This window comes from Ruficoccus sp. ZRK36 (assembly GCF_019603315.1).
GTDB lineage: Bacteria > Verrucomicrobiota > Verrucomicrobiia > Opitutales > Cerasicoccaceae > Ruficoccus.
This window is the reverse complement of the sequence record NZ_CP080649.1, coordinates 2,477,869-2,497,187: the sequence shown is the minus strand read 5'-3', so window position 1 is coordinate 2,497,187 and position 19,319 is coordinate 2,477,869. Positions and strand designations below refer to the sequence as shown.

Sequence of the window (19,319 nt, the reverse complement as noted above, 5' to 3'; positions counted from 1 at the left end):
CAATGAGTTGCACGGATTATCCTTTGTTTGGGTCTGCGTGTATTTTAGGTTCATGCCATCAACCCGTGACCCGGCGAGCGCCAGACCGCGCATCCGCCGCTGGTCGAACCTGAAACACTTTTAGCATGAGCACCCCAAACAAGCCCACCGGCAAGCAAACCGTTCACGTCGTCCCCTTTTCCCACCTGGACCTTTTCTGGACCGGAACCCGTGAGCAGTGCCTCTCGCGCGGTAACTTCATCATCTCGCAGGCACTGGAGATTCTGGAGAAACACCCGGACTTCCGCTACCTGATCGAGACGGTCAACTTCCTCGACCAGTACCTCGACTGCTACCCCGAGGAGCTGGACCGCATCCGTAAGCTCGCCCAAGGCGGCCAGCTGGAGCTTTCACCGATCTGGACCGGCATCTACCAGAACCTGCCCGGTGGCGAAACGCTCGCCCGCAACGTCCTCTACGCCAAGCGCTACATGCGCGATAAAATGGGCTGCGACCCGAAGACCGCACACTTCGGCGACCTGCCCGGCTACACCCCGCAGTACCCGCAGATCGCCAAGCTCGGCGGCATCCGTAACGTGCTCATGTCGCGCGGCGGCCCGGCCAGCATGCCGCTCTTTCACTGGGAGGCGCTTAACGGCGACCGCCTGCTCTCCTACTTCGTCAAGCAGGGCTACGCTGCCTATGCCATGCACACGCACTGGCACAAGACCTACGAAGACATGGCCGGGGGGAAGATCTTCGACATGCTGGAGTTCAAGCTCGCGGACACCACGCACCCGAGCCTGATCCACTGGGGCTCGGACCTGTACGCCCCGCATGAGAACATGGTCCACAATGTACGCACGTGGAATGAAAAGCAGGACCTGAAGCTGCGCTTCTCCACCTTTGAGGAATACTTTACGGAAGTCGCCGACGCCGAGGGCGTACCTGTCCTCAAGGGCGAAATCCCTGCCGCCTGGCCCAACGTCGAAAGCTCATGGCCGGACGTGTGGCCCGAGGACATGCCCTGCGAGGCCGCCCTGCACATGGCGGAGTTTCTCTCCGTCACATGCCTGGCCAAGGGCTGGACGGACTACCCGCAGCAGGAGCTTGAAGATGCCTGGAAAGCCCTGCTCGACGGCATGGACCACAACCAGAACGCGCAGGGCGGCGACCGTGCCGATCGCGATAAGCTCCAGATCAAAAAGTATGCCCGCTACGCCGCCGACCGCATCATCGACAAGATGTCCTGGCGCCTGGCTTCGCGTGTGCCCGTGCCCGCTATCAACGCCTTCCCGGTGGTGGCGTTCAACTCCATGTCGTGGAACCGCGACGGGATCGTCTCAGGCCCCGCCGCCATCTACGGACCGGTGCGTTCCTGCGACATCGGCGAGTTTGACCAGGGCATGAAACTCATCGACGAAAACGGTAAGACCATCCCCTACGTACCGCTCGTGCGGCAGGAGGGTCTGTCCGTCACGCAGGATATCGCCTTTCACGCGGAGGTCCCCGCCGCCGGTTACCGGAGCTTTTACATCGTGCCGGGCGAGAACCCGATCCACGCAGCCACGACCTGCGAGATCCAGCTCGACAGTGAAGCCGACCGCGACTCGACCCAACTCTCAACCTACTCGCTCGACCGCAAGGTCCAGAAAGGCCCGCGCCGCAGCCAGGGGTGCAATACGTACGAGAACGACTTCTACCGGCTCAGCATCGACACCATCACCGGCAGCATCGAGGTCCACGATAAGCAGAACGACCGCGTCCTGTTCGAGAACCTCGACATCGTCGGCGTCGAGGAGCGTCGTGGGAACTACATCTCCGACATGGCTGCCTCCGGCCGGACCATCCCGGCCATTATCGACGCGATCGAGACCGTGGACAACAACGCCCTGTGGTGCCGCATCCGCATCAGCGGCTCGGTCTACGGCATGCCTTTTACCCAGACGCTCACGCTCCACCGCGAGCTGGCAGAGATCGCCATCGAGAACGAAATCGACTGGCTAAAGCCGCGCTGGGTACGCCTGGAGCAGACCTTTACCTACGCTGACAAGAGTGCCGAGATCGCCTACGGCGTGCCCTACGGCATGGTCAAATACCCGGAAACGCTTAGCGGGATCGGCACGCAGGAGTGGGACGAGATCAGCGACGAGGAGCTGTCCAAGCTCCGCCTCTGCCGCCACTGGGTCGATATCGGTAATGACAACTCCGGGGCCAGCATTGCCGCCGACCACCGGATGTGGGAGTTTGAGCAGCAGACCCTGCGCTCCTACATGATGCGCGGATGCGGCTACTGCTTCGGGGTCAAGCGCGACATCGACGGCGAGCTGGAAAACTTCGAGCGCCCGCGCCCCGGCAAGTACCAGTTCCACTACACCATCCGCCCTCGGCAGACCTCGCTCGCGCAGGCCCGCTCGTACCGCTGCGGCTGGGAGCTGAACCACCCGCTGCGCGTGAACGCCGTCGGCGGCACCAACGGCAAGCCGACCCTGCCCGCCAGCGAAAGCCTGTTCGACTTCAGCGACACCTCACTGGTCACTACGGCGATCAAGAAAGCCGAAGACAACGACGCCTTCGTCGTTCGCAGCTTTGAGGCCTCCGGCCTGCCCACGCAGATGGCACTGCCGCAGATCGATGCCCGCAAGGCCAGCGCGACGGATCTACTGGAGCAGCCCCTCGGCGCGTTCACGCCCGACGTACAGCCCTTTGAGATCAAGAGCGCCCTCCTCGAAAAGTAGTCCCGGCTCATACCGTGCAGCCGGGCTGATCCCGGCGCACGTTTTAACCAGCTACCTGCCCGGTCGCGAATAATCGCTTGCGGAACCAGAATGCGAGGTTGACCAGAGCAATCATCACCGGCACCTCGACCAAGGGGCCGATCACCGCCGCGAAGGCTACCCCGGAGCCGATTCCGAAGACAGCCACTGCCACCGCGATGGCCAGCTCGAAGTTGTTACTCGCGGCGGTAAAGCTGAGCGTGACGCTCTGGCGGTAGTCCGCGCCGACCCACTTACCCATCAGGAAGCTGACCACGAACATAATGCCGAAATAAATCGTCAGCGGCACGGCGATGAGGAGCACGTCAAAGGGAAGCTCCAGAATCTTGTCCCCCTTGAAGCTGAACATCAGCACGATGGTGAACAGCAGCGCGATCAAAGTGATCGGGCTGATTTTCGGGATGAAGGTTTTTTCATACCACTCGCGGCCCTTCAGCTTCACGCCGATGAGGCGGGTCAGCATGCCCCCGAAGAACGGGATGCCCAGATAGATCAGCACACTCTGCGCGACCTCGCCCATGCTGATCGCCACTACGCTGCCCTCCAGCCCGAAGAGACCCGGCAGCCAGGTGATGAACACCCACGCATAGACGCTGAAAAAGACGATCTGGAAAACGCTGTTAAAGGCCACCAGTCCGGCCGCGTACTCGCTGTCGCCCTCGGCCAGTTCGTTCCACACGATGACCATCGCGATACAGCGGGCCAGCCCGATCAGGATCACCCCTGTCATATACTCGGGATGATTTGGCAAAAACAGAATTGCCAACAGAAACATCAGCACCGGGCCGATGAGCCAGTTCTGCACCAGCGAGAGGGCCAGCACCTTGACGTTGCGGAACACACGCGGCATCTCCTCGTAGCGGACCTTCGCCAGCGGCGGGTACATCATCAGGATCAGCCCCACCGCGATGGGGATGTTTGTCGTGCCGACCTGAAAGCGGTTCAGAAAATCGTCCGCGCCACTCCAGAGCGCACCAATGGCCACGCCGACGCCCATGGCCAGAAATATCCACAGGGTCAGAAAACGATCGAGGAAGCCCAGCTTCTTCTTACAGGGCGGGCAGACGGGTAAGGATTGTATGTCGTCCATGGCAGCGCGTGCAGTTTAGTGGGCGGTGTTTTCCAGAGCCTGACGGTAGCCGCTGGCATAGGCTTCAAAGACCTTTCGGATCTCGTCGCGAATACGCCGGAAGGCATCCAGCTCAGTCTCACCGGGGCGCACCGCCTTGGGAGGATCTTCGAAGCCCCAGTGGTAGCGGCTGACCTTACCGGGAAACACCGGGCAGTCCTGATCGGCGTTCGCGCATACCGTAATGACAGTTTCGATACCCGCCTCCATAAACTGTTCAAGGTGCTTCGAGGTATGACCGGAGATATCGATGCCGATCTCCTTCAAGGCCTCGATAGCCAGCGGGTGCACATAGCCAGCGGGCTTCGATCCGGCACTATAGACCTCGAACAAATCCCCGGCAGCGTGCCGAAGGATGCCCTCCGCCATGTGGCTGCGGCAGGAATTACCCGTACACAGGATCAGAACTTTCGGTTTACTCATAGCGGCAAGGGAAAGGGTTAAAAATGATAACGGTAGAGGCGTAAGGTCTCTCCAATTTCAACGGCCAAAACATTCCATTACATGCATATACTGTCAACTGCATTCATAGGTCATTGTAATCCCGCTACCACCAGATCAGAGACGCGATAGACGACCCGTAGCACCGCAAACATAGCGGGCGGAAGAAAAGCCAGGTGAGTGCGAACTCTCGTTACGGAACCGAAACCATAAGGGGTAGGCACGCAGTGCCGTAGGGGCAGCGCCCCTCAATCGGATCAAACGCCGAGCGTCGAATGGCGGAGAGGGAGGGACTGAAATGCGAACAGCTTTGGAACGATTTATTCCTTCAGTTTTCTCGCGATTTACTCAGACGCTTTACTGCTTCGAAGTCTCCCTTGATAAGAGCTTCCTTTTTCGCATGCGACCACTTCTTGAGTTGGCGTTCCCGCTTAGTAGCAGCATCGTGTGGCACAGGGCCTTCGATGTATACTAAAGCGAACTCTTTCAGTTGTTTCGCCTGTCGCGAGCCAGTCCCGTCAGCATGACGTTGTATACGCCTGGAAACATCACGCGTCTGTCCGACATAGTACATGCCGTTTCGCATAAGCAGGATGTAAATCCAAGAAAGCCCTTCGACAGGCTCAGGGCATTCGACGCGTTTGATCCCTTCGGGCAGTTCCATGCAAGTGTTGCAAACTTCACGTTGTGGGCCTGCCATGAGCAAGCGCAGCGCGTCGAATGGCGGAGAGGATGATGGCCAATTACGAACTCATTTTACGCAATTCTTCAATGTTGCCGTCATCATGGATGACTGGGGAGAAGGCTCAGTCCTGCTCTCTCCGGGTAGCATCCGACGGGCACTATTAAAGCGGACCTCGAGGCTGCCGAAATTTCGCTTTGATTCGTCTAAACACATACTCCAGATTTCCATGGAATGGAAGCAACAAGAGGCTGAATATCAAACAATTAGTAGCTCTGACATCGCAAAGCAAGTGGGGCTCAGCCCAGGGCGTGTCCGACAAATACTACGCCTTTCCAATCTCCACCCAGCTGTCCAAGCGCAAACCTTGGATCTGATCGCTCAACACGGAAAATCAGTCGTTCCAGAACGCCTACTGCGCCATGTCCAAAGGCTACCGCTAGCTACGCAATTCTACGAATTTACGCGATTATTGGGCACCAATTGATCCGCACCACCGCAGATTTGGTAGTCTCAACCCTGCAAAAATCGCGTAAATCGCGTAATTTATCACTTAATCGCTGCCGATACCTTAGCATAAAGCTTTCGCTTGACACCGACAAAGAGCGGCCTATGGCAATAGATGTCTATTTCATAAAGCCATTGAGAGCCTATTGAGCTGTGTAGATTACGCAGGCCTTTCAGGACAGGCCGGGCGTGACAAACCATCTACCAATAATTCTCTAGACTAATCAATCAACTGTGCGTATCAAGGGCTAACCATTTTCCGTATGTTCCCCAGCCATCCACTGCTACTCACGATACTATTCTCGCTGGCCGCGTTTTCCGCTTCCGGACAAATTCAAGCGGAGCACGATCCTCTGAGTCCCGCCGAGGCAGATGCCATTGTTCGTGAGCAGGCAGAGGCGAAAAAGGCCCGTGAAAACGAGGCATTGGAGCGGTTAAGCGACCACGTCACCTATAGCGTGCAGGAGCGTAAGGAGGTGAGCATGGGAAACCGGACGCTTATATTGAACCGGGTCGCTCCCCCCGTGCTGCCTGTTCAGGCGAAACAACCGGTAACGGCAAGCCTGCAACGGCAATACTCCGAAGCCGAGACTCAGGCGCTGAACGCGGAAGTGGAAGCGCCCAAGGAACACCGGACGGTCATGGTCAACGCCACGGTATTTGACCGGAACCTGACCGAACTGCGCTGGAGCGATCAGGGACAGGAGTTCGTGGCCTACAGCAATGTGGATTTCAATTACCTGCAATGCCTGACCGACGTTGAGACCGACACCGCCTATTACCTCTTTTTTATCGGGGTGGGCAACGATACCGCCGAAGCGGTGCGAGCCCGCAATGAGCTGGCCCGCGAGAAAGGTCTGAAAAATTACACGGATAAGAGCATTCCCCAGCTTCCGGCCTTCACTCCCAATAGGGCCGAATACTTCGTCCTCACCGACGACCCCGCGATCATCGAACGTGACGACATCTTTGGCCCTATCGACGCCCTTCATGCCTACTACGAGCAAAACGAGGCTCGTTTGAAGGTTGAATACCAGCGCCGGGAGGCATTGACCGCCGCCCGCGAGCGGTACGAAGCGGCCAACCCGGAAACGCCCAAGGATACCGTCATCAATTTCTGGCCCGTACGCGGAAGCGTTTACCTGAAAAACTCCGGCCAGTAACCCTCTACCTGTTTGCCCAATGCTACGAGCGCTTGCTTTTTCATTCGCTGCGCTGGCCGCATCCAGTGCGGCCTTTGCCCAAACCGCCACCGAGCCCAACGAAGGGTCCAGAATTATCTACGACTCTTCGACGGATACATTCTCGTTCGCCTGGTTTTCGCATCCGGCAAAGACGTATTTTGTCCAGATGACAAATGACCTCATGGGCTCATGGGAGTACATCCCGGTCATTGAGCCAGGGCAGAACACGGTCGCCGAATGGGGCTTCTCTTCGAACGCGAACCAGGTTTTCGCACGGTTAGTTGTTTCGGACATTTTTACGCTCAACGCGTGGGCCGACGATTTTGACTTAGACGGCGTGAGCAACTATGCGGAACTGCTCTTGGGGACCGATCCGTTCGTGGCCGAGACAGGCTTCGACCCCAACGCGGACGATGACAGCGACGGGGTGATCAACGGCGAAGACGCCGCCCCCGGAGACCCTGCCGTCGGACAACTCTCCGTCACGATTACCTCTCCGGCCAACAACGCTACTTTAGACTAAAGACGAATGCAAAAGCACCTGTACGCCCTCCTGTTCGGATTCACCGCGCTGACCGCATTTTCTCAAGCCAACTGGCAGACGAAATTCATGGACAAGCCCTCTTTTCAGGGGGAACCGTTACCGCCCGAGTATCTTGGCCTGAGCTACAACGAGATCCTCGGCAATGGCTTCCAGAATGTGTCCATTCCCTCCATTGACCCGACAAACTACCAGTGGACGGATGGGGACTCGGATGGGTTGGGCGATGTCCCTGCCAATGTCAGTCCGGAGTTAAGGGGCCATCCCTTGCTGGACCAGTTGGTGACGGATCTTGGAGGCGATCCGCTTGCGCTCGCCGCCTATGTTCAGAATGAAATCGGACTAACCAACGTCTTTCAGGGAATTGAATCGCGCTCGGATGGCTCAATCGCGCTCACGGCCAACCAGATCATTCGTGGGGCGATGGGAACGTATATGGAAAAGCAGGGCTCTCCGTGGGAGCAGTGCTCGCTTTTGGTTTACCTGCTTCGCCGGGCGGGGTATCCGGCTGCCTATGTGGAGACCACTTCGGATGGAAACCGGCGTGGAATCTGGATGCTGATGCGCCGGGTCAATAACATGTTTAACCTCTTTCTGGCAGAGGGAGTCACTGAAAGCAGTATTCTGCGCTTTGACATGCCCTGGGTTATTGTTTACACGAACAAATCCGGCACCGGGGGCGAATGGAAGCAACTGTTTCCCTGGATCAAAGACACGGTCGTTGAGGAAGGACTTGATCCCTATGACTACTTCCCGGAGGGCTTCAATAGCGGGAAAAAGTGGACGGAAAAGTACCTGACCAACGATCCGGCGATCAACGACCTGATCGGCAATGACGGCAGGGATACGCCCGGACTCCTGTTCGAGCGCTACCTGCGCGAGCAAGCGGCTGATGACGGATTGTCGGTGGATGACTTCGGCCTGAAAATTTACAATCGCAGGAATCACTATTGGACTTGGGACGATTTCCCCAAGCCGTTCATTGTTGGCCAGCTTAATTCACGCACATGGACGGAGCCACTTGCCGTCAAGACGAACGACCTCAAGAACTCCTCGGACGCATCCAAGTTCGCCACTCTTCAGGTCAAGATTCAGACCGAAGGCGGTGGAAGCACGTTAATGGCGACACAACGGATGAGAATATGCGACCTGCATAATCGCCTTTTTTATACCTACTACAAGCCGGGCGAAAACAAGATCGCCCTAGACATGAGCGCGTTCAATGAAGACGCAGGACTCAGCGATGGTACTTTTTCCAGTACCGATGTTGCCGCCCGCCAATATAAGGAGGTGACGAATCCCGGCGGGGCTCTGGAAATTGTTTTGGATGTGCAGGGTCTCAATCCTCGTTACGACGATTATTCCGACGTGGAATTTACCCGCCCTTATGAGCCCAACTCCCTGTCGGCCATTTGCTTTAACGCCGGGCATGTCACACAGGAAATGCTGGATGTTCACGCCCGTAAATTCTGGGAAATGGAAGCCTCTGGCACAACCCCGGCCATTCAGGATTATGTCAGCGTTATGATGTACATGACGGGCCTGACCTATTGGAATAAGGAGATAGCCGAAGAAGAACAATTACTTCGTTTGCATAAGGCATTTACCGATCAACGCTACGGTGTCTGTATCGCCAAGATTGCTCCGGCTGAAGGCAGTAGCACAACTGACTGGACGACGCCAGGGGTGGACATTCCCTTTCAGGTTAGTTTTTACAGGAACCGTTCCCACCATCCCGCTGACACCTCTGTTGGGCTGGCCGAATATGAGCAAAATATTCAGTTCTTCGATGCCCTTGGGTTGTCGGCGCACGAGCACCAGGCGCTCAACACGTTCTTTGGTCAAAGCAACGCTATTTCCACCGTCAAACTTCTGCGCCTGGCCAATGAAAGGTATGCTCCCACTGAGGGCAACAACGGCCAAGGATTCTTTTCGTTCACCCGCGCTGAATTTGCCAGCGCGAATACGGACCCGGCCTACGCCACCTTGCGGGCCGAGGCGGGCAGCATGTGGACGCAGGCTTACCAGTCCTTCCAACTCGACAATCCGAGCTACGTACCCTCGGATTGGGAGAGCGCCTATGTGACTCCCTTTGATATTGTGATGGACACGGAGGCGGGAGAGACCCCTGCCTATAATGGAATGGGCTTGCTGTTGGTTACGGTCGGAGATGTTGGTGCGTTGATCGATGGACAGATCAACGGCGGTGCGGGGGCATCCTTGCCATCGACTACACTTCAAACGACGAATTTCAATAACATCTCCCTGAGCCAGAATACAGAGGGCTCCTACTACCTGAGCGATTACGGCTCATCGAGTACGAATTTCTCCTCCTCGGGACTGACCACCAGCAACGACGCGATTTCTTTCTTCGATGGGATTGATACCGGGTCGTTTGCTGTTGATTCGTTCTCCGAAAGCTCTTGGAGCACCGGCTACGAGCAACTAACCTCGGGAAGCTCAAGTAGTAATGTCGGTACGATTGGTGAATACATGTACTCGACCGGTTGGCTGGGAGAGCCCTCTTGGAACAGCCTTGGCGGCACGGGTAGCAGTTTTATTTCCGACCCTGTCAACGTCATCAGTGGCGAGTTTTATGTGGACACGACCGACCTGACCTTGCCCGGCCCGCTCTCGCTGCAAATCCGCCGCAATTACAACTCTCAAAATCAGGCGAACAATCTCTTGGGTTACGGCTGGAAGTTCGCCCTCATGCCCTACATCAACATCACGCAGAGCGGAGATTTGATCTATGCTGCCGAGCCGGACGGTTCGGTTGTGGCCTACCGCAAAGTGCCCTCATCCTCGCCCGAACGCTGGGAGCCCGACGCAGCCGACAACCCGCAGCTTAACAACTTCAACGGCGGCAACATCGGTGGGCAGACCAACCCCTTCAGTGCCTATCTGGAGAAAACAACCGAAGGCAGCGATGTGCTCTATCAGCTGCACCGGCCCAACGGCCAAGTCGCCGTTTACCGGGTGCGTTCGTTCCCGATCACAGACGGGGCCGATACGATCAGCCGGGAGCGTCCTTATCTGGAGCAATGGAAAGACAGCTTCGGCAATGCCCTGAATTTCAGCTACTATGAAGACTCCACCCAGCCGGAGTACGGCCAGTTGCGACGCATCGAGAGCACCAACGGAAACTTTCTGGGTTTTTCTTACAATGTCCGGGCACAGGCGACCGAAATCTACACCAATGACGGACGCCGGGTAAAGTACGCTTACGACGGCTTCGGGGATTTGGTGAAAGTCACCCTGCCGGACAACTCGTCCATTGAATACGAGTACCAGACGCTCCTCGATGCGGACAACGACAACGAGCCGTACTCCACGCACCTGATCACGGTGGTAAGAAAACCGGACGGGCGTGTGCTCAAGAACGTGTACGACCCGCTTTACGATCCCGACGATGAAACCTATTCGGCCTCGAAATACCGCCGTGTGGTTCAGCAATTCTCGACCGTGGGACTTGACCTGACCCCGGTGGAAATTGCCGAGATGGAGTACAACCCCGCTGGCGACCCGTGGGTAACGGCGGGCTACGATGTGACCTATGTTCACAGCGATGTCCGCGCCTCGCTCGGGCGTGTCACCACGACCTACGTGCACAAGGACGGCCTATACTGCTTCATTGCCGATGGCCAGGCCTCCGGGTTTTCCCCCACCAACACGGCTATCGACCACGTGGTCGCCTACGAGTGGTTCGAGGGAAGCGAACCCAACAGCTTTACCCGCAGCCTCAAGACCATGACGGACAAGCGGGGCTTACAGACCCATTACGAGTACGACACGAGCGGTTCGATCCGCAAGGTCACGGTCGAAGGCGACGTGACCGGGGACGGGGTGGCCGAGTCCGTCCCGACGTATTATTTCTTCGACCCCGCGCAGCACACCCTGCGCAAGGTTATCTATCCGGCCCAGGCTTCCGGCTTTGCCCAGCGGGTTGTCTATAGCACCTACCCGACGATCACCGGCGGGGCCGACTACGAGGAGGACGCCTCAAATCCCGGCACCTACCTCTATGCCTATCTGCCCCAGAAAACCGCCGAGTACGCGGTTGTCAGCCCGACACTGGACGACAGCGAGCCCTCGCTGTCCAATAAGATTGTCGAGACGAGCTTCCAGTACGGACAGGTTGTCGAAGCGGATGCCGAGGCCCACGGCCTGCTCCTGAAACAGGCGTCGCAGTCGAGTCTCGATACCGACGACAAATCCGAAACCACCTGGACCTATACCGCCAAAGGGTTCCCTGCGACCCGGACCCAGAAAACCTTTACCACCGCCCCGGCTGTCGTCACCACCTACGACTACAGCCCCAAGGGTGAACTCATCCGCCAAAGCGATCCGGCAGGCCGGACGGTGCGCTACGATTACGACATGATGGGCCGACTCGAAACGACGACCCGCTACGCCAGCACGTCCTCGGATCAGGCGCTCTCATGGAACGCCCGCTACTACAACCAGAACGGGGAAGTGAATTGGGAGGACGGCCCCCGCTACAATCCCGAGGACTACGTGTTCCGTGACTACGACGGGGCCGGTCGGGTCATCGCAGAGGTCCGCTGGCGCTCTCAGGCCAAGGCCGATGGCAGCGGGGTGGAAGAAGTGGCCGATCAGGATATTTTCTCCGGCCAGAGCATCACCTACTTCGAGTATGACGGCTTTGGCAACCTTGTCTCCACCATCGACCCCCTTGGCAACGAGACCACCCGCGACTACGATTCGCTCGGGCAACTAGAAACCATCACCTACGCGGTCGGTACCGACGACGAGGCCGAAGTTGCCTTCACCTACGAGCCGGGTGGTCAGGTGGCCACCCAGACCAACGCGCTGGAAGGTGTGACCACGACGCTCTACACGAATACGGGCAAGCCCAAAACCAGCACCTCTCCCGACGACCGGGAAACCAGCTGGACCTACACCCTTGATGGCCGCGTTAAGACCCAGACGCTCTCCAACGGCGCGGTCTGGACCTACACTTACGACGACACCGCCCTGACCGAGACCCGCGAACTCACCAACGGGGCGACACTGCTGCAAAAGCTGAAACTCTACACCGACACACGCGGCAATGTTGTCAGGCGCGAAGAGTACGCCTCGGCTTCGGACGTGTATGTATTTGAAACTGAATACGACGGACTCAACCGCGTGGTTCACCGCCAGGGGCCTGCCGACATGAGCCACCCCGACACCTCCGAAACGGTGTCCGTCCGTCAGGAAACGGCTATCTCCTACATCTACGGCGGGAGCTATCCCTACCAGGTGGAAACCGTGACCGGGCCGGTGAAGAAGGTGGAAGTGTTCGACGCCCTGAACCGTCCGCTCAAAGTCTCCCTGCTCGATGCCGCAACCGGCACGGTCGAAGACCAAACCGCCTATACTTACGGAGCTTCCCACCACCTCGTCACCCGTACCCGCGTGCTCGATGCGGATTCGCAGGGGACCAACACGCTTCAGGTGGACACCTATACCGACATCGCCGGGCATACCGTCCTGACCGGCTTTGCCGACGACACTTACACCCGGCAGGTTTACGACAAGGCGGGCAACCTGACTGCCAGCTACGATGAATTGGGGCTCGAAACACAGTTTGCCTACGATGCCCGCAACCGGCTTGGAACGACCACCCGGCCCGACGATTCCACCGTCACTCTGGGCTATGACGATGCCGGAAATATCATCAGCCGGGAAATGCCCGGCGACCTCATCTGGCAGGCGCACTATGACGGTGCCTCGCGCATTGAGTGGGAACAACTGACCGGCACCGGGGCCAGCGTGTCCCGCCGCGTGGACTACGCCTACAACACGAGCGGCCCCAATCTCGGCCTCTTGCAGAGCCGGACCGAAAACAACGGCCAGACCGATGAGATTACCCACCTCTTTGTTTACGACGAGGGCATGCGCCTTCAGGAGACCACTTCTGCGGGCTTCAATTATCCTTCCGTCAGCCTTTACCGCCAATATGACTGGCGGGGGTTGGTTACGGCGGTCACACGGGCTTCGACTTCGGACCCGGACCTGCTTCCCTCTGTCCGCCTCAGCCGCCGCTACGACGGCTACCGGCAGATGTACGATGAGACGCTGGAGGTTGGCTCCGGCACCGGGACGGGCTTTGCCGCCCTGCGCACGCACAGCCACCTGATTCAAAGCTGGGACGGCGCGGGCCGTCGCACCCTCTTGAAAGCAGGCGACGACGTGGAGACCAAGGGCACCTGGACGCCCGCCATGGACTTCGAGTACCGGGCAAACGGACAGTTGAGCCACCTCTCCCCCCTGACTGCCTCCGATAGCTGGACGCTGGACTACGATTACGCTACCAACGGGCAGTTGAATCAAAGCAGCCTGAAAGTTTGGACTAACGGCGGTTCCTCCTCCTACAACGCCAAGCAGGAGACCACCACGGCCACCGGCAGCGCCAACACCATGCGGGACGCCCGTGGGCGGCTGACGGACCGGCTTGTCCAAAGCCGTCAGGGGGCTTCCACCGCTACCGCCCTCGATGAGTCGATGGAGCGCTTCGATGACGGCAGAATCGACACCTATGCCGTTCAGCACACGGATGGCTCGGGTGGATCATGGGCGGCATACACCGAGACCCGCAACTACACCTACGATGCCGAGAACCGCCGTCTGGCCACCGAAACCTACCAGCCCGATCCGGCCAGCCCCGTGGCCACGAAAACCTTGCAGTACACCTTTGACGCCGATGACCTTGGGGTCCGCATCAAGGCCGAGAACGTGACGGACACCGCGACTCTCTGGGAGGTCGATCCGTCCAGTTACGGGCTGGACGCCTTCAAGCGTCTGGAAACCGAGAAACGCACCTCGCAGTTGGCTCCCTTCCTCGCAGAGGGGACGGCGGTCGGGCCGGGCAAGTTCAGCCTCTGGCTGGGCGAAGGGGCCAGCCCCACGAGCTGGCAGTACATCGACACCATTTACCCGGACCCCGACTACGGCAGTGGGGATTGGCAGGTGCCGCTCGCCCTGGCTGACGGCCAGTACACCCTCAAGGCCAAGGCCGTGCACCTGAACCCCGGCAGCACCTTTGCCCCGGAAAGCACCAGCACCTTCACCGTCGCCCTCGGCGGCGAACAGCGCACCGTCACCAACACATACGACCACTCCGGGCGGCTCCTCTCCCGCTCATGGGCAAGCGGGGACGTGACTCAGACTTTTACTTGGGATGCCAACGGACGGCTGGTCAAGGTCGTGCAGGCTGACAATCGGACCACGCCGTTCTTGCCTGCCTTCACCTGGAGCGCCGCCTACGATCCGCTCGGACGCCGGATCGTGACCGCTTACGTCCCGGATAACTCCCCCCAGGCGGGCGCGGAAGTCTCCCGCAGCATTTACTCGTGGTTCGACCCGCAGGTCGAGTTCCTCGAAATTGCCGTCGAAACCCAGGGACAGCGCTGGTGGAAGTTCTACGGGCCTGACCGGGATGCCGCTTACGGCAGCTTCCAAGGCATCGGCGGGCTCGAAGCCATCGTGAACGAGGCCAGCGGCCAGCTTTACCCGGTCATCGACGATGTGTTCGGCAACGCCGTCGCCACCGTGGACCTCGGGGATATGGAGACCTCCTCCGACGACCAGCTCGTTTGGACCGAAGTCCAGACCTCCGGCTACGGCCCGCTGCCTGACTACCAGATGCAGCCCCTTGAGCAGTCCGGCGATCTCTTAGCCAGCCTCGCCTGGCACTCCCGCCGCCTCGACCCCACAGGGTATTTCTGGATGGGCGCACGCTACTACGATCCCGTCTCCGGTTCCTTCCTCTCCGCCGACCCGCTGGGCCACTCAGCGTCCCTCGACCTCTACTCCTACGCCGGAGGCGATCCGATCAACTTCATGGACCCGACGGGGAGGAATATGGCTTCAATGGTTCCGCCTGACGCTATAGCCTATGCCAAGCGCGTTGAAGGGTATGTGCAGGCTGGACAATCTATACAAGATGCAAACGATCTTGCCTCAAAGTCCATGGAGAATCAGAATGCATGGGTGACTAGGGCTATCGTCGAAGGGTATGGAGAGGGCTTTGGTGAGGCCATACCCGTTGTATCTGCATTGAAGAATAGCTATGAATTTGTCAGTGGAAATCAAGCTGTGCTTACGGATAGCAGTGGTTTTTCATTACAGGCATCGCGGGTTGAATCGGGATTGGCATTGGCCGGAGATCTTTTGCCTTTCGCACCTGCTGTCAAAACACCAGCCCGGTTGGGCTCGACAATTCTCAGTTCCCAAACGCTTCTGGATGCTCAGTACACCACTGGATTGGCAGGTGCCGTCCTGAATTCACAGTCAACTAATCTCAGCGCACAATTGCTTACGTTTGCAGGCTCAAATAGTGGTAAGATGACAACTGCAATCAGTGCAGCAGGCCTTTTCGGTGCTGGATACTATGCAGATCAAACGGGTATGGATACGGGGACCGATGCGTTGACTGGACTAGATGGAGGTCCATTGTTTTCTACCGCAACAGGACTGATAGATTTCGGGAGCGCAACATCTAGTGTAGGCACAATGCTGGGAGAAGAGTTAGGGTCTGGCATTAATTCGGCATGGAACTATGCCACGTCAACTGGAAGTATTGTTAGTGATCCGACCGGAAAATACAATAAGTGATGGACCTTATAATAAATATATTATGCTTTGCTGGTGGGATTTTTATTGCAATCAAACTGTTCAAGGACAGATGGGGTATTAAACAGCTTGGCGTTATATGCATAGGCATGGCATTGCTAAGCGGCTTATGCTATATTTGTGCTAGATATTTGAATGTAGGATTTGTTTTACTTCCAACCCAACCTGCGTTGAAAGACCCAGCCAACGCCATGAAAGTAACAGCTCTAATGTTTAAAACTGGGCTAGCCTTCTTCCCACTAGCATACATTTTTGAATGGTGGTACTATAAAAAACATCCAGACATTGATCCTTACTCGGGAAAAAGTAAATCCGAGATGGCTGCTGACAAAAAGCGAAAGGAGGACATTGAAAGGGCACAGTCGGAGGAGAGAAAACGTCAGGAAGAAGAGGACGCTAACGACGACACCAATTATCGGCTTTATTAATCCTAAAGACTTTACGTAATACTGGTCCCATATGCTGTTTCAAAAATGAAATTTATTCTCATTATCTTTTTACTCTTACTGCCTTTTCTCGCCCATGCGGATGTTGAGGTCTCTCTGGGAACTGTCGAATCCACATTCGATAAATCCCAAGTGCAGTTGACGGCCAAGAATACCTTCGATCAAGGGATACGAGATGCACGAGTCTGGGTATTTCTTGTCGATGGCAACGGCAAAGTCGTGGGAAATAAAGCGGCCTGGGTCATCGGCGGCAATGACCATACTGCTGACAACGAGAATTTGCCAAAGTCTCGCGCTCCTCTGCAACCCGATGAAGAACGGGAATTCACAGTCATGATTGACCATACCCCCTCAAGGCAAGGATCAGCAACCAGCCCTGCCAGCGATACCCTTACTCCCAAAATTGTTTTCATACGCCTGATATTGGCTGATGGTAGCACGGTGAATCCCAAGAAGGCTGTCCGTCCGCAAGAGCAAGAATGATGTGTTAGCCATGGTAGATAAGCGCACACTATTCCGAGTCTAGTTTTCTTTTCGACTGCACCAATAAGCCAAAAGGATAAATTCGGTTCTCATGCATGTATTTCTTAGTGCGCCAGATTGCTTTCGAGCCCCATTTTAACCAAGAAAAAGCACGGTAGTGGATTTATAGAAAGTATGCTTGCAAATGGAGTGCTCTTATGTTCACTTAGCGTAGGCATGGCTAAAGATTCAAAAATCGAATGGACACACCACACCTTCAATCCCTGGTGGGGTTGCATAAAAGTGTCTCCAGCATGCAACAATTGTTACGCCGAGGCTTGGGCCAAACGCGTCGGAAGTAAGGTATGGGGTCCTAAAGCTCCTCGACGTTTTTTTAGCGATGCTCACTGGAAAGAGCCTTTAAAATGGAATCGTGAGGCTGAAATAACAGGTAAGCGATACCGTGTCTTTTGTGCATCCATGGCTGACGTTTTTGAGCGAAAAGCGGAGTTGAGAGCAGATCGTGAGAGGCTCTGGGATATAATTGCCCAAACGCCTCAATTAGATTGGCTGATGCTAACGAAACGCCCTCAGAATATAAAGTCAATGGCCCCTTGGGATGACAATTCATGGCCTCTCAACGTGTGGATGGGAACAACTGTAGAAAATCAGCATTGGGTAGATAAGCGAGTACCTTTTCTCGCTCAATCGGGGGCAAGGATTAAATTTCTAAGTTGCGAACCCTTACTTGGTCACATTGATTTAAGTGATTGGATGAAACACAATCAGATAGACTGGGTCATTGCAGGCGGTGAAAGTGGCGCTAAGTCTAGACCAATGAGTCCGCAGTGGGTCCGGTCACTCAGGGATCAATGCCAAGAATACAAAGTTGCCTTTCATTTTAAGCAGTGGGGGCATTGGGCTCCAGTTGAACTGCTAACATCTGAGCAGAAAGAAACGCTTATGTTCGATGGATTTAGAATGGCTGCCGCAGGCAAAAAAATTGCAGGTAGAGACCTAGACGAGCGAACGTGGGATGAGTTTCCCAAAATCGCTTAAACGATATTCACTCGAATAGACATACATGGCAACAAAGGCATTTATATGGAAAAAAGATGGAAGTTGCCCTGATTTAGAGCCACATAGTCAAACGAAGCTAGAGGTTCTCCGGGACTATGTAGTGGATTACCTCAAAATTCTTGTTCGTGGCTCAATGGGACAAGAAATTTTTAAGATCACGCTGGTTGATGCGTTTGCTGGAGGCGGACGCTACAGCAAGGGAGAGGATGGCTCTCCTCTTACGCTATTAAAAGCGGTAAAAGAAGCAGAAGCGCTCATTAACTTAGAGCAAAAAAGAACTAAGCCATTAAAAATTGAAGCGCATTATTATTTCGTAGAAAAGAACAAATACGCGTTTGATAGTTTGAAGCAAACAATCAAGGCTTCCGAGTGGAGCGATGAATTATCAAAAAAGATATATCTGATCCATGATTCGTTCGAGAATGTATCGACGTATATTGTTGAAAAAACTAAAGCACGCCATCCGAATGGAGGCTCTCGGGTTATTTTCTTTTTAGATCAGTGTGGATGGGCCCAAGTCAATGCCACTCAGATTGCTCAAATATCTCAATCATTGAATTATAAATGTGAGTTTATACTTAACTTTGCATGTGATTGGTTAGCCCACTATATTAATGGTGGCGATGACTTTCGTAAAGGTTATGATGGTCTTGGGTTAAGTGACTTAATACCGATTGACGAACTCTTGGAATTGAAAGAAAAGACCCAAAGTGATTATCGTTACGTAATTGCAGCAAAGCTTGGGCCTGCCCTCCAAAGAGCATCCAAATCTCCTTTTTTTAGCCCTTTCTATGTCGAGCCGACAACAGGTAGTAACCATGGATATTGGTTAGTTCACTTGGCTCCCCATATTCGGGCAAGGAATGCTATGATCGATGTGTACCATCGAAAACAAACGCATATAAGGGCATTTGGTAATACAGGGTTGAGGATGCTTGCTTATAATCCTGATAGCGATCCGTCTGGCTATCTTGATGGATTTGATTTTTCTGACGATACGATTACGAAGGCAAGATTACATCTTGGGAAAGATTTAATACAGGAGTTTGTATCAAACTACTCAGAAGGGACGACATTCTCTACGCTTTGCTTAGATCGGATTAGCGATACAATTGCAAACACCAGTCTTCTTTCGGATGCGTTAGTTGATTTGGCTAAAGCTGGAGAAATTAATATCAATGGCCCAAATGGTGGAATTAAACGCTGTGAACGCGTCGAACCTGGTGACATTATCAAGCTTAATAGACGTCCTTACTTAACGGGAATGGGTATTATACGAAATGGTTTATCCGACTGACAGAATTAAAGTCCTACGCATATTTCAGGGACCTCATTGTCTGAGCCTTTCGTAATTGGTCTATTGCGAGCTAGAGGATTATCAGACACAAGATAGAGAATCGATATGAAACGATTGATTTAAGCCAGTCGGTTCAAGACTGCCTAACCTTGAC

The 19,319-nt window shown here is 55.5% G+C and carries 12 protein-coding genes; 9 read left to right on the top strand and 3 right to left on the bottom strand.

Annotated elements, in window-relative coordinates; translation table 11 throughout:
• The first annotated feature begins 125 nt into the window (after positions 1-125).
• Positions 126-2,717 (top strand): glycosyl hydrolase-related protein, encoded by a 2,592-nt coding sequence (locus K0V07_RS11000; RefSeq protein ID WP_220621438.1) that lies wholly within the window; start codon positions 126-128, stop codon positions 2,715-2,717.
• Positions 2,718-2,760: 43 nt separating this feature from the next.
• Here the strand turns inward: K0V07_RS11000 and arsB are convergent, their stop codons facing one another.
• From arsB to K0V07_RS10985, 3 genes are all read right to left on the bottom strand, one after another.
• A complete protein-coding gene (gene arsB / locus K0V07_RS10995; protein ID WP_220621437.1) occupies positions 2,761-3,846 on the bottom strand; it encodes an ACR3 family arsenite efflux transporter in 1,086 nt (361 codons plus the stop codon).
• 15 nt (positions 3,847-3,861) lie between these two features.
• The gene (locus K0V07_RS10990; protein ID WP_220621436.1) at positions 3,862-4,308 is read right to left on the bottom strand and encodes an arsenate reductase ArsC; all 447 of its coding nucleotides are present in this window, start codon (positions 4,306-4,308) and stop codon (positions 3,862-3,864) included.
• Positions 4,309-4,654: 346 nt separating this feature from the next.
• Positions 4,655-4,990, bottom strand: a complete 336-nt coding sequence (locus tag K0V07_RS10985; RefSeq protein WP_220621435.1) for a GIY-YIG nuclease family protein — start codon at positions 4,988-4,990, stop codon at positions 4,655-4,657.
• 34 nt (positions 4,991-5,024) lie between these two features.
• Here K0V07_RS10985 and K0V07_RS10980 point away from each other — a divergent pair, with 34 nt between their 5' ends.
• From K0V07_RS10980 to tcmP, 8 genes are all read left to right on the top strand, one after another.
• Positions 5,025-5,495, top strand: a complete 471-nt coding sequence (locus K0V07_RS10980; protein ID WP_220621434.1) for a hypothetical protein — start codon at positions 5,025-5,027, stop codon at positions 5,493-5,495.
• Positions 5,496-5,778: 283 nt separating this feature from the next.
• Positions 5,779-6,678 (top strand): hypothetical protein, encoded by a 900-nt coding sequence (locus tag K0V07_RS10975; protein ID WP_220621433.1) that lies wholly within the window; start codon positions 5,779-5,781, stop codon positions 6,676-6,678.
• A 19-nt stretch (positions 6,679-6,697) separates the two neighbouring features.
• A complete protein-coding gene (locus K0V07_RS10970) occupies positions 6,698-7,222 on the top strand; it encodes a hypothetical protein (RefSeq protein ID WP_220621432.1) in 525 nt (174 codons plus the stop codon).
• 6 nt (positions 7,223-7,228) lie between these two features.
• On the top strand, positions 7,229-15,862 hold the full coding sequence (locus tag K0V07_RS10965; protein WP_220621431.1) for a DUF6531 domain-containing protein: 8,634 nt from the start codon (positions 7,229-7,231) through the stop codon (positions 15,860-15,862).
• The gene (locus K0V07_RS10960) at positions 15,859-16,308 is read left to right on the top strand and encodes a hypothetical protein (protein ID WP_220621430.1); all 450 of its coding nucleotides are present in this window, start codon (positions 15,859-15,861) and stop codon (positions 16,306-16,308) included. Before K0V07_RS10965 ends, K0V07_RS10960 begins: the two co-directional genes overlap by 4 nt.
• Positions 16,309-16,353: 45 nt before the next feature.
• Positions 16,354-16,809: a hypothetical protein gene (locus tag K0V07_RS10955; protein WP_220621429.1), complete on the top strand. Its 456-nt coding sequence runs from the start codon at positions 16,354-16,356 to the stop codon at positions 16,807-16,809.
• Between the two features lie 216 nt (positions 16,810-17,025).
• The gene (locus K0V07_RS10950) at positions 17,026-17,847 is read left to right on the top strand and encodes a phage Gp37/Gp68 family protein (RefSeq protein ID WP_220621428.1); all 822 of its coding nucleotides are present in this window, start codon (positions 17,026-17,028) and stop codon (positions 17,845-17,847) included.
• Positions 17,848-17,872: 25 nt separating this feature from the next.
• Positions 17,873-19,165: a three-Cys-motif partner protein TcmP gene (gene tcmP, locus K0V07_RS10945; RefSeq protein ID WP_220621427.1), complete on the top strand. Its 1,293-nt coding sequence runs from the start codon at positions 17,873-17,875 to the stop codon at positions 19,163-19,165.
• The last annotated feature ends 154 nt before the right edge of the window (positions 19,166-19,319 follow it).

Coding starts and splice junctions, on each gene's coding strand:
- K0V07_RS11000 (WP_220621438.1), top strand. CDS start 126: ATGAGCACCCCAAACAAGCCCACCGGCAAGCAAACCGTTCACGTCGTC.
- arsB (WP_220621437.1), bottom strand. CDS start 3,846: ATGGACGACATACAATCCTTACCCGTCTGCCCGCCCTGTAAGAAGAAG.
- K0V07_RS10990 (WP_220621436.1), bottom strand. CDS start 4,308: ATGAGTAAACCGAAAGTTCTGATCCTGTGTACGGGTAATTCCTGCCGC.
- K0V07_RS10985 (WP_220621435.1), bottom strand. CDS start 4,990: ATGGAACTGCCCGAAGGGATCAAACGCGTCGAATGCCCTGAGCCTGTC.
- K0V07_RS10980 (WP_220621434.1), top strand. CDS start 5,025: ATGAGCAAGCGCAGCGCGTCGAATGGCGGAGAGGATGATGGCCAATTA.
- K0V07_RS10975 (WP_220621433.1), top strand. CDS start 5,779: ATGTTCCCCAGCCATCCACTGCTACTCACGATACTATTCTCGCTGGCC.
- K0V07_RS10970 (WP_220621432.1), top strand. CDS start 6,698: ATGCTACGAGCGCTTGCTTTTTCATTCGCTGCGCTGGCCGCATCCAGT.
- K0V07_RS10965 (WP_220621431.1), top strand. CDS start 7,229: ATGCAAAAGCACCTGTACGCCCTCCTGTTCGGATTCACCGCGCTGACC.
- K0V07_RS10955 (WP_220621429.1), top strand. CDS start 16,354: ATGAAATTTATTCTCATTATCTTTTTACTCTTACTGCCTTTTCTCGCC.
- K0V07_RS10950 (WP_220621428.1), top strand. CDS start 17,026: ATGGCTAAAGATTCAAAAATCGAATGGACACACCACACCTTCAATCCC.
- tcmP (WP_220621427.1), top strand. CDS start 17,873: ATGGCAACAAAGGCATTTATATGGAAAAAAGATGGAAGTTGCCCTGAT.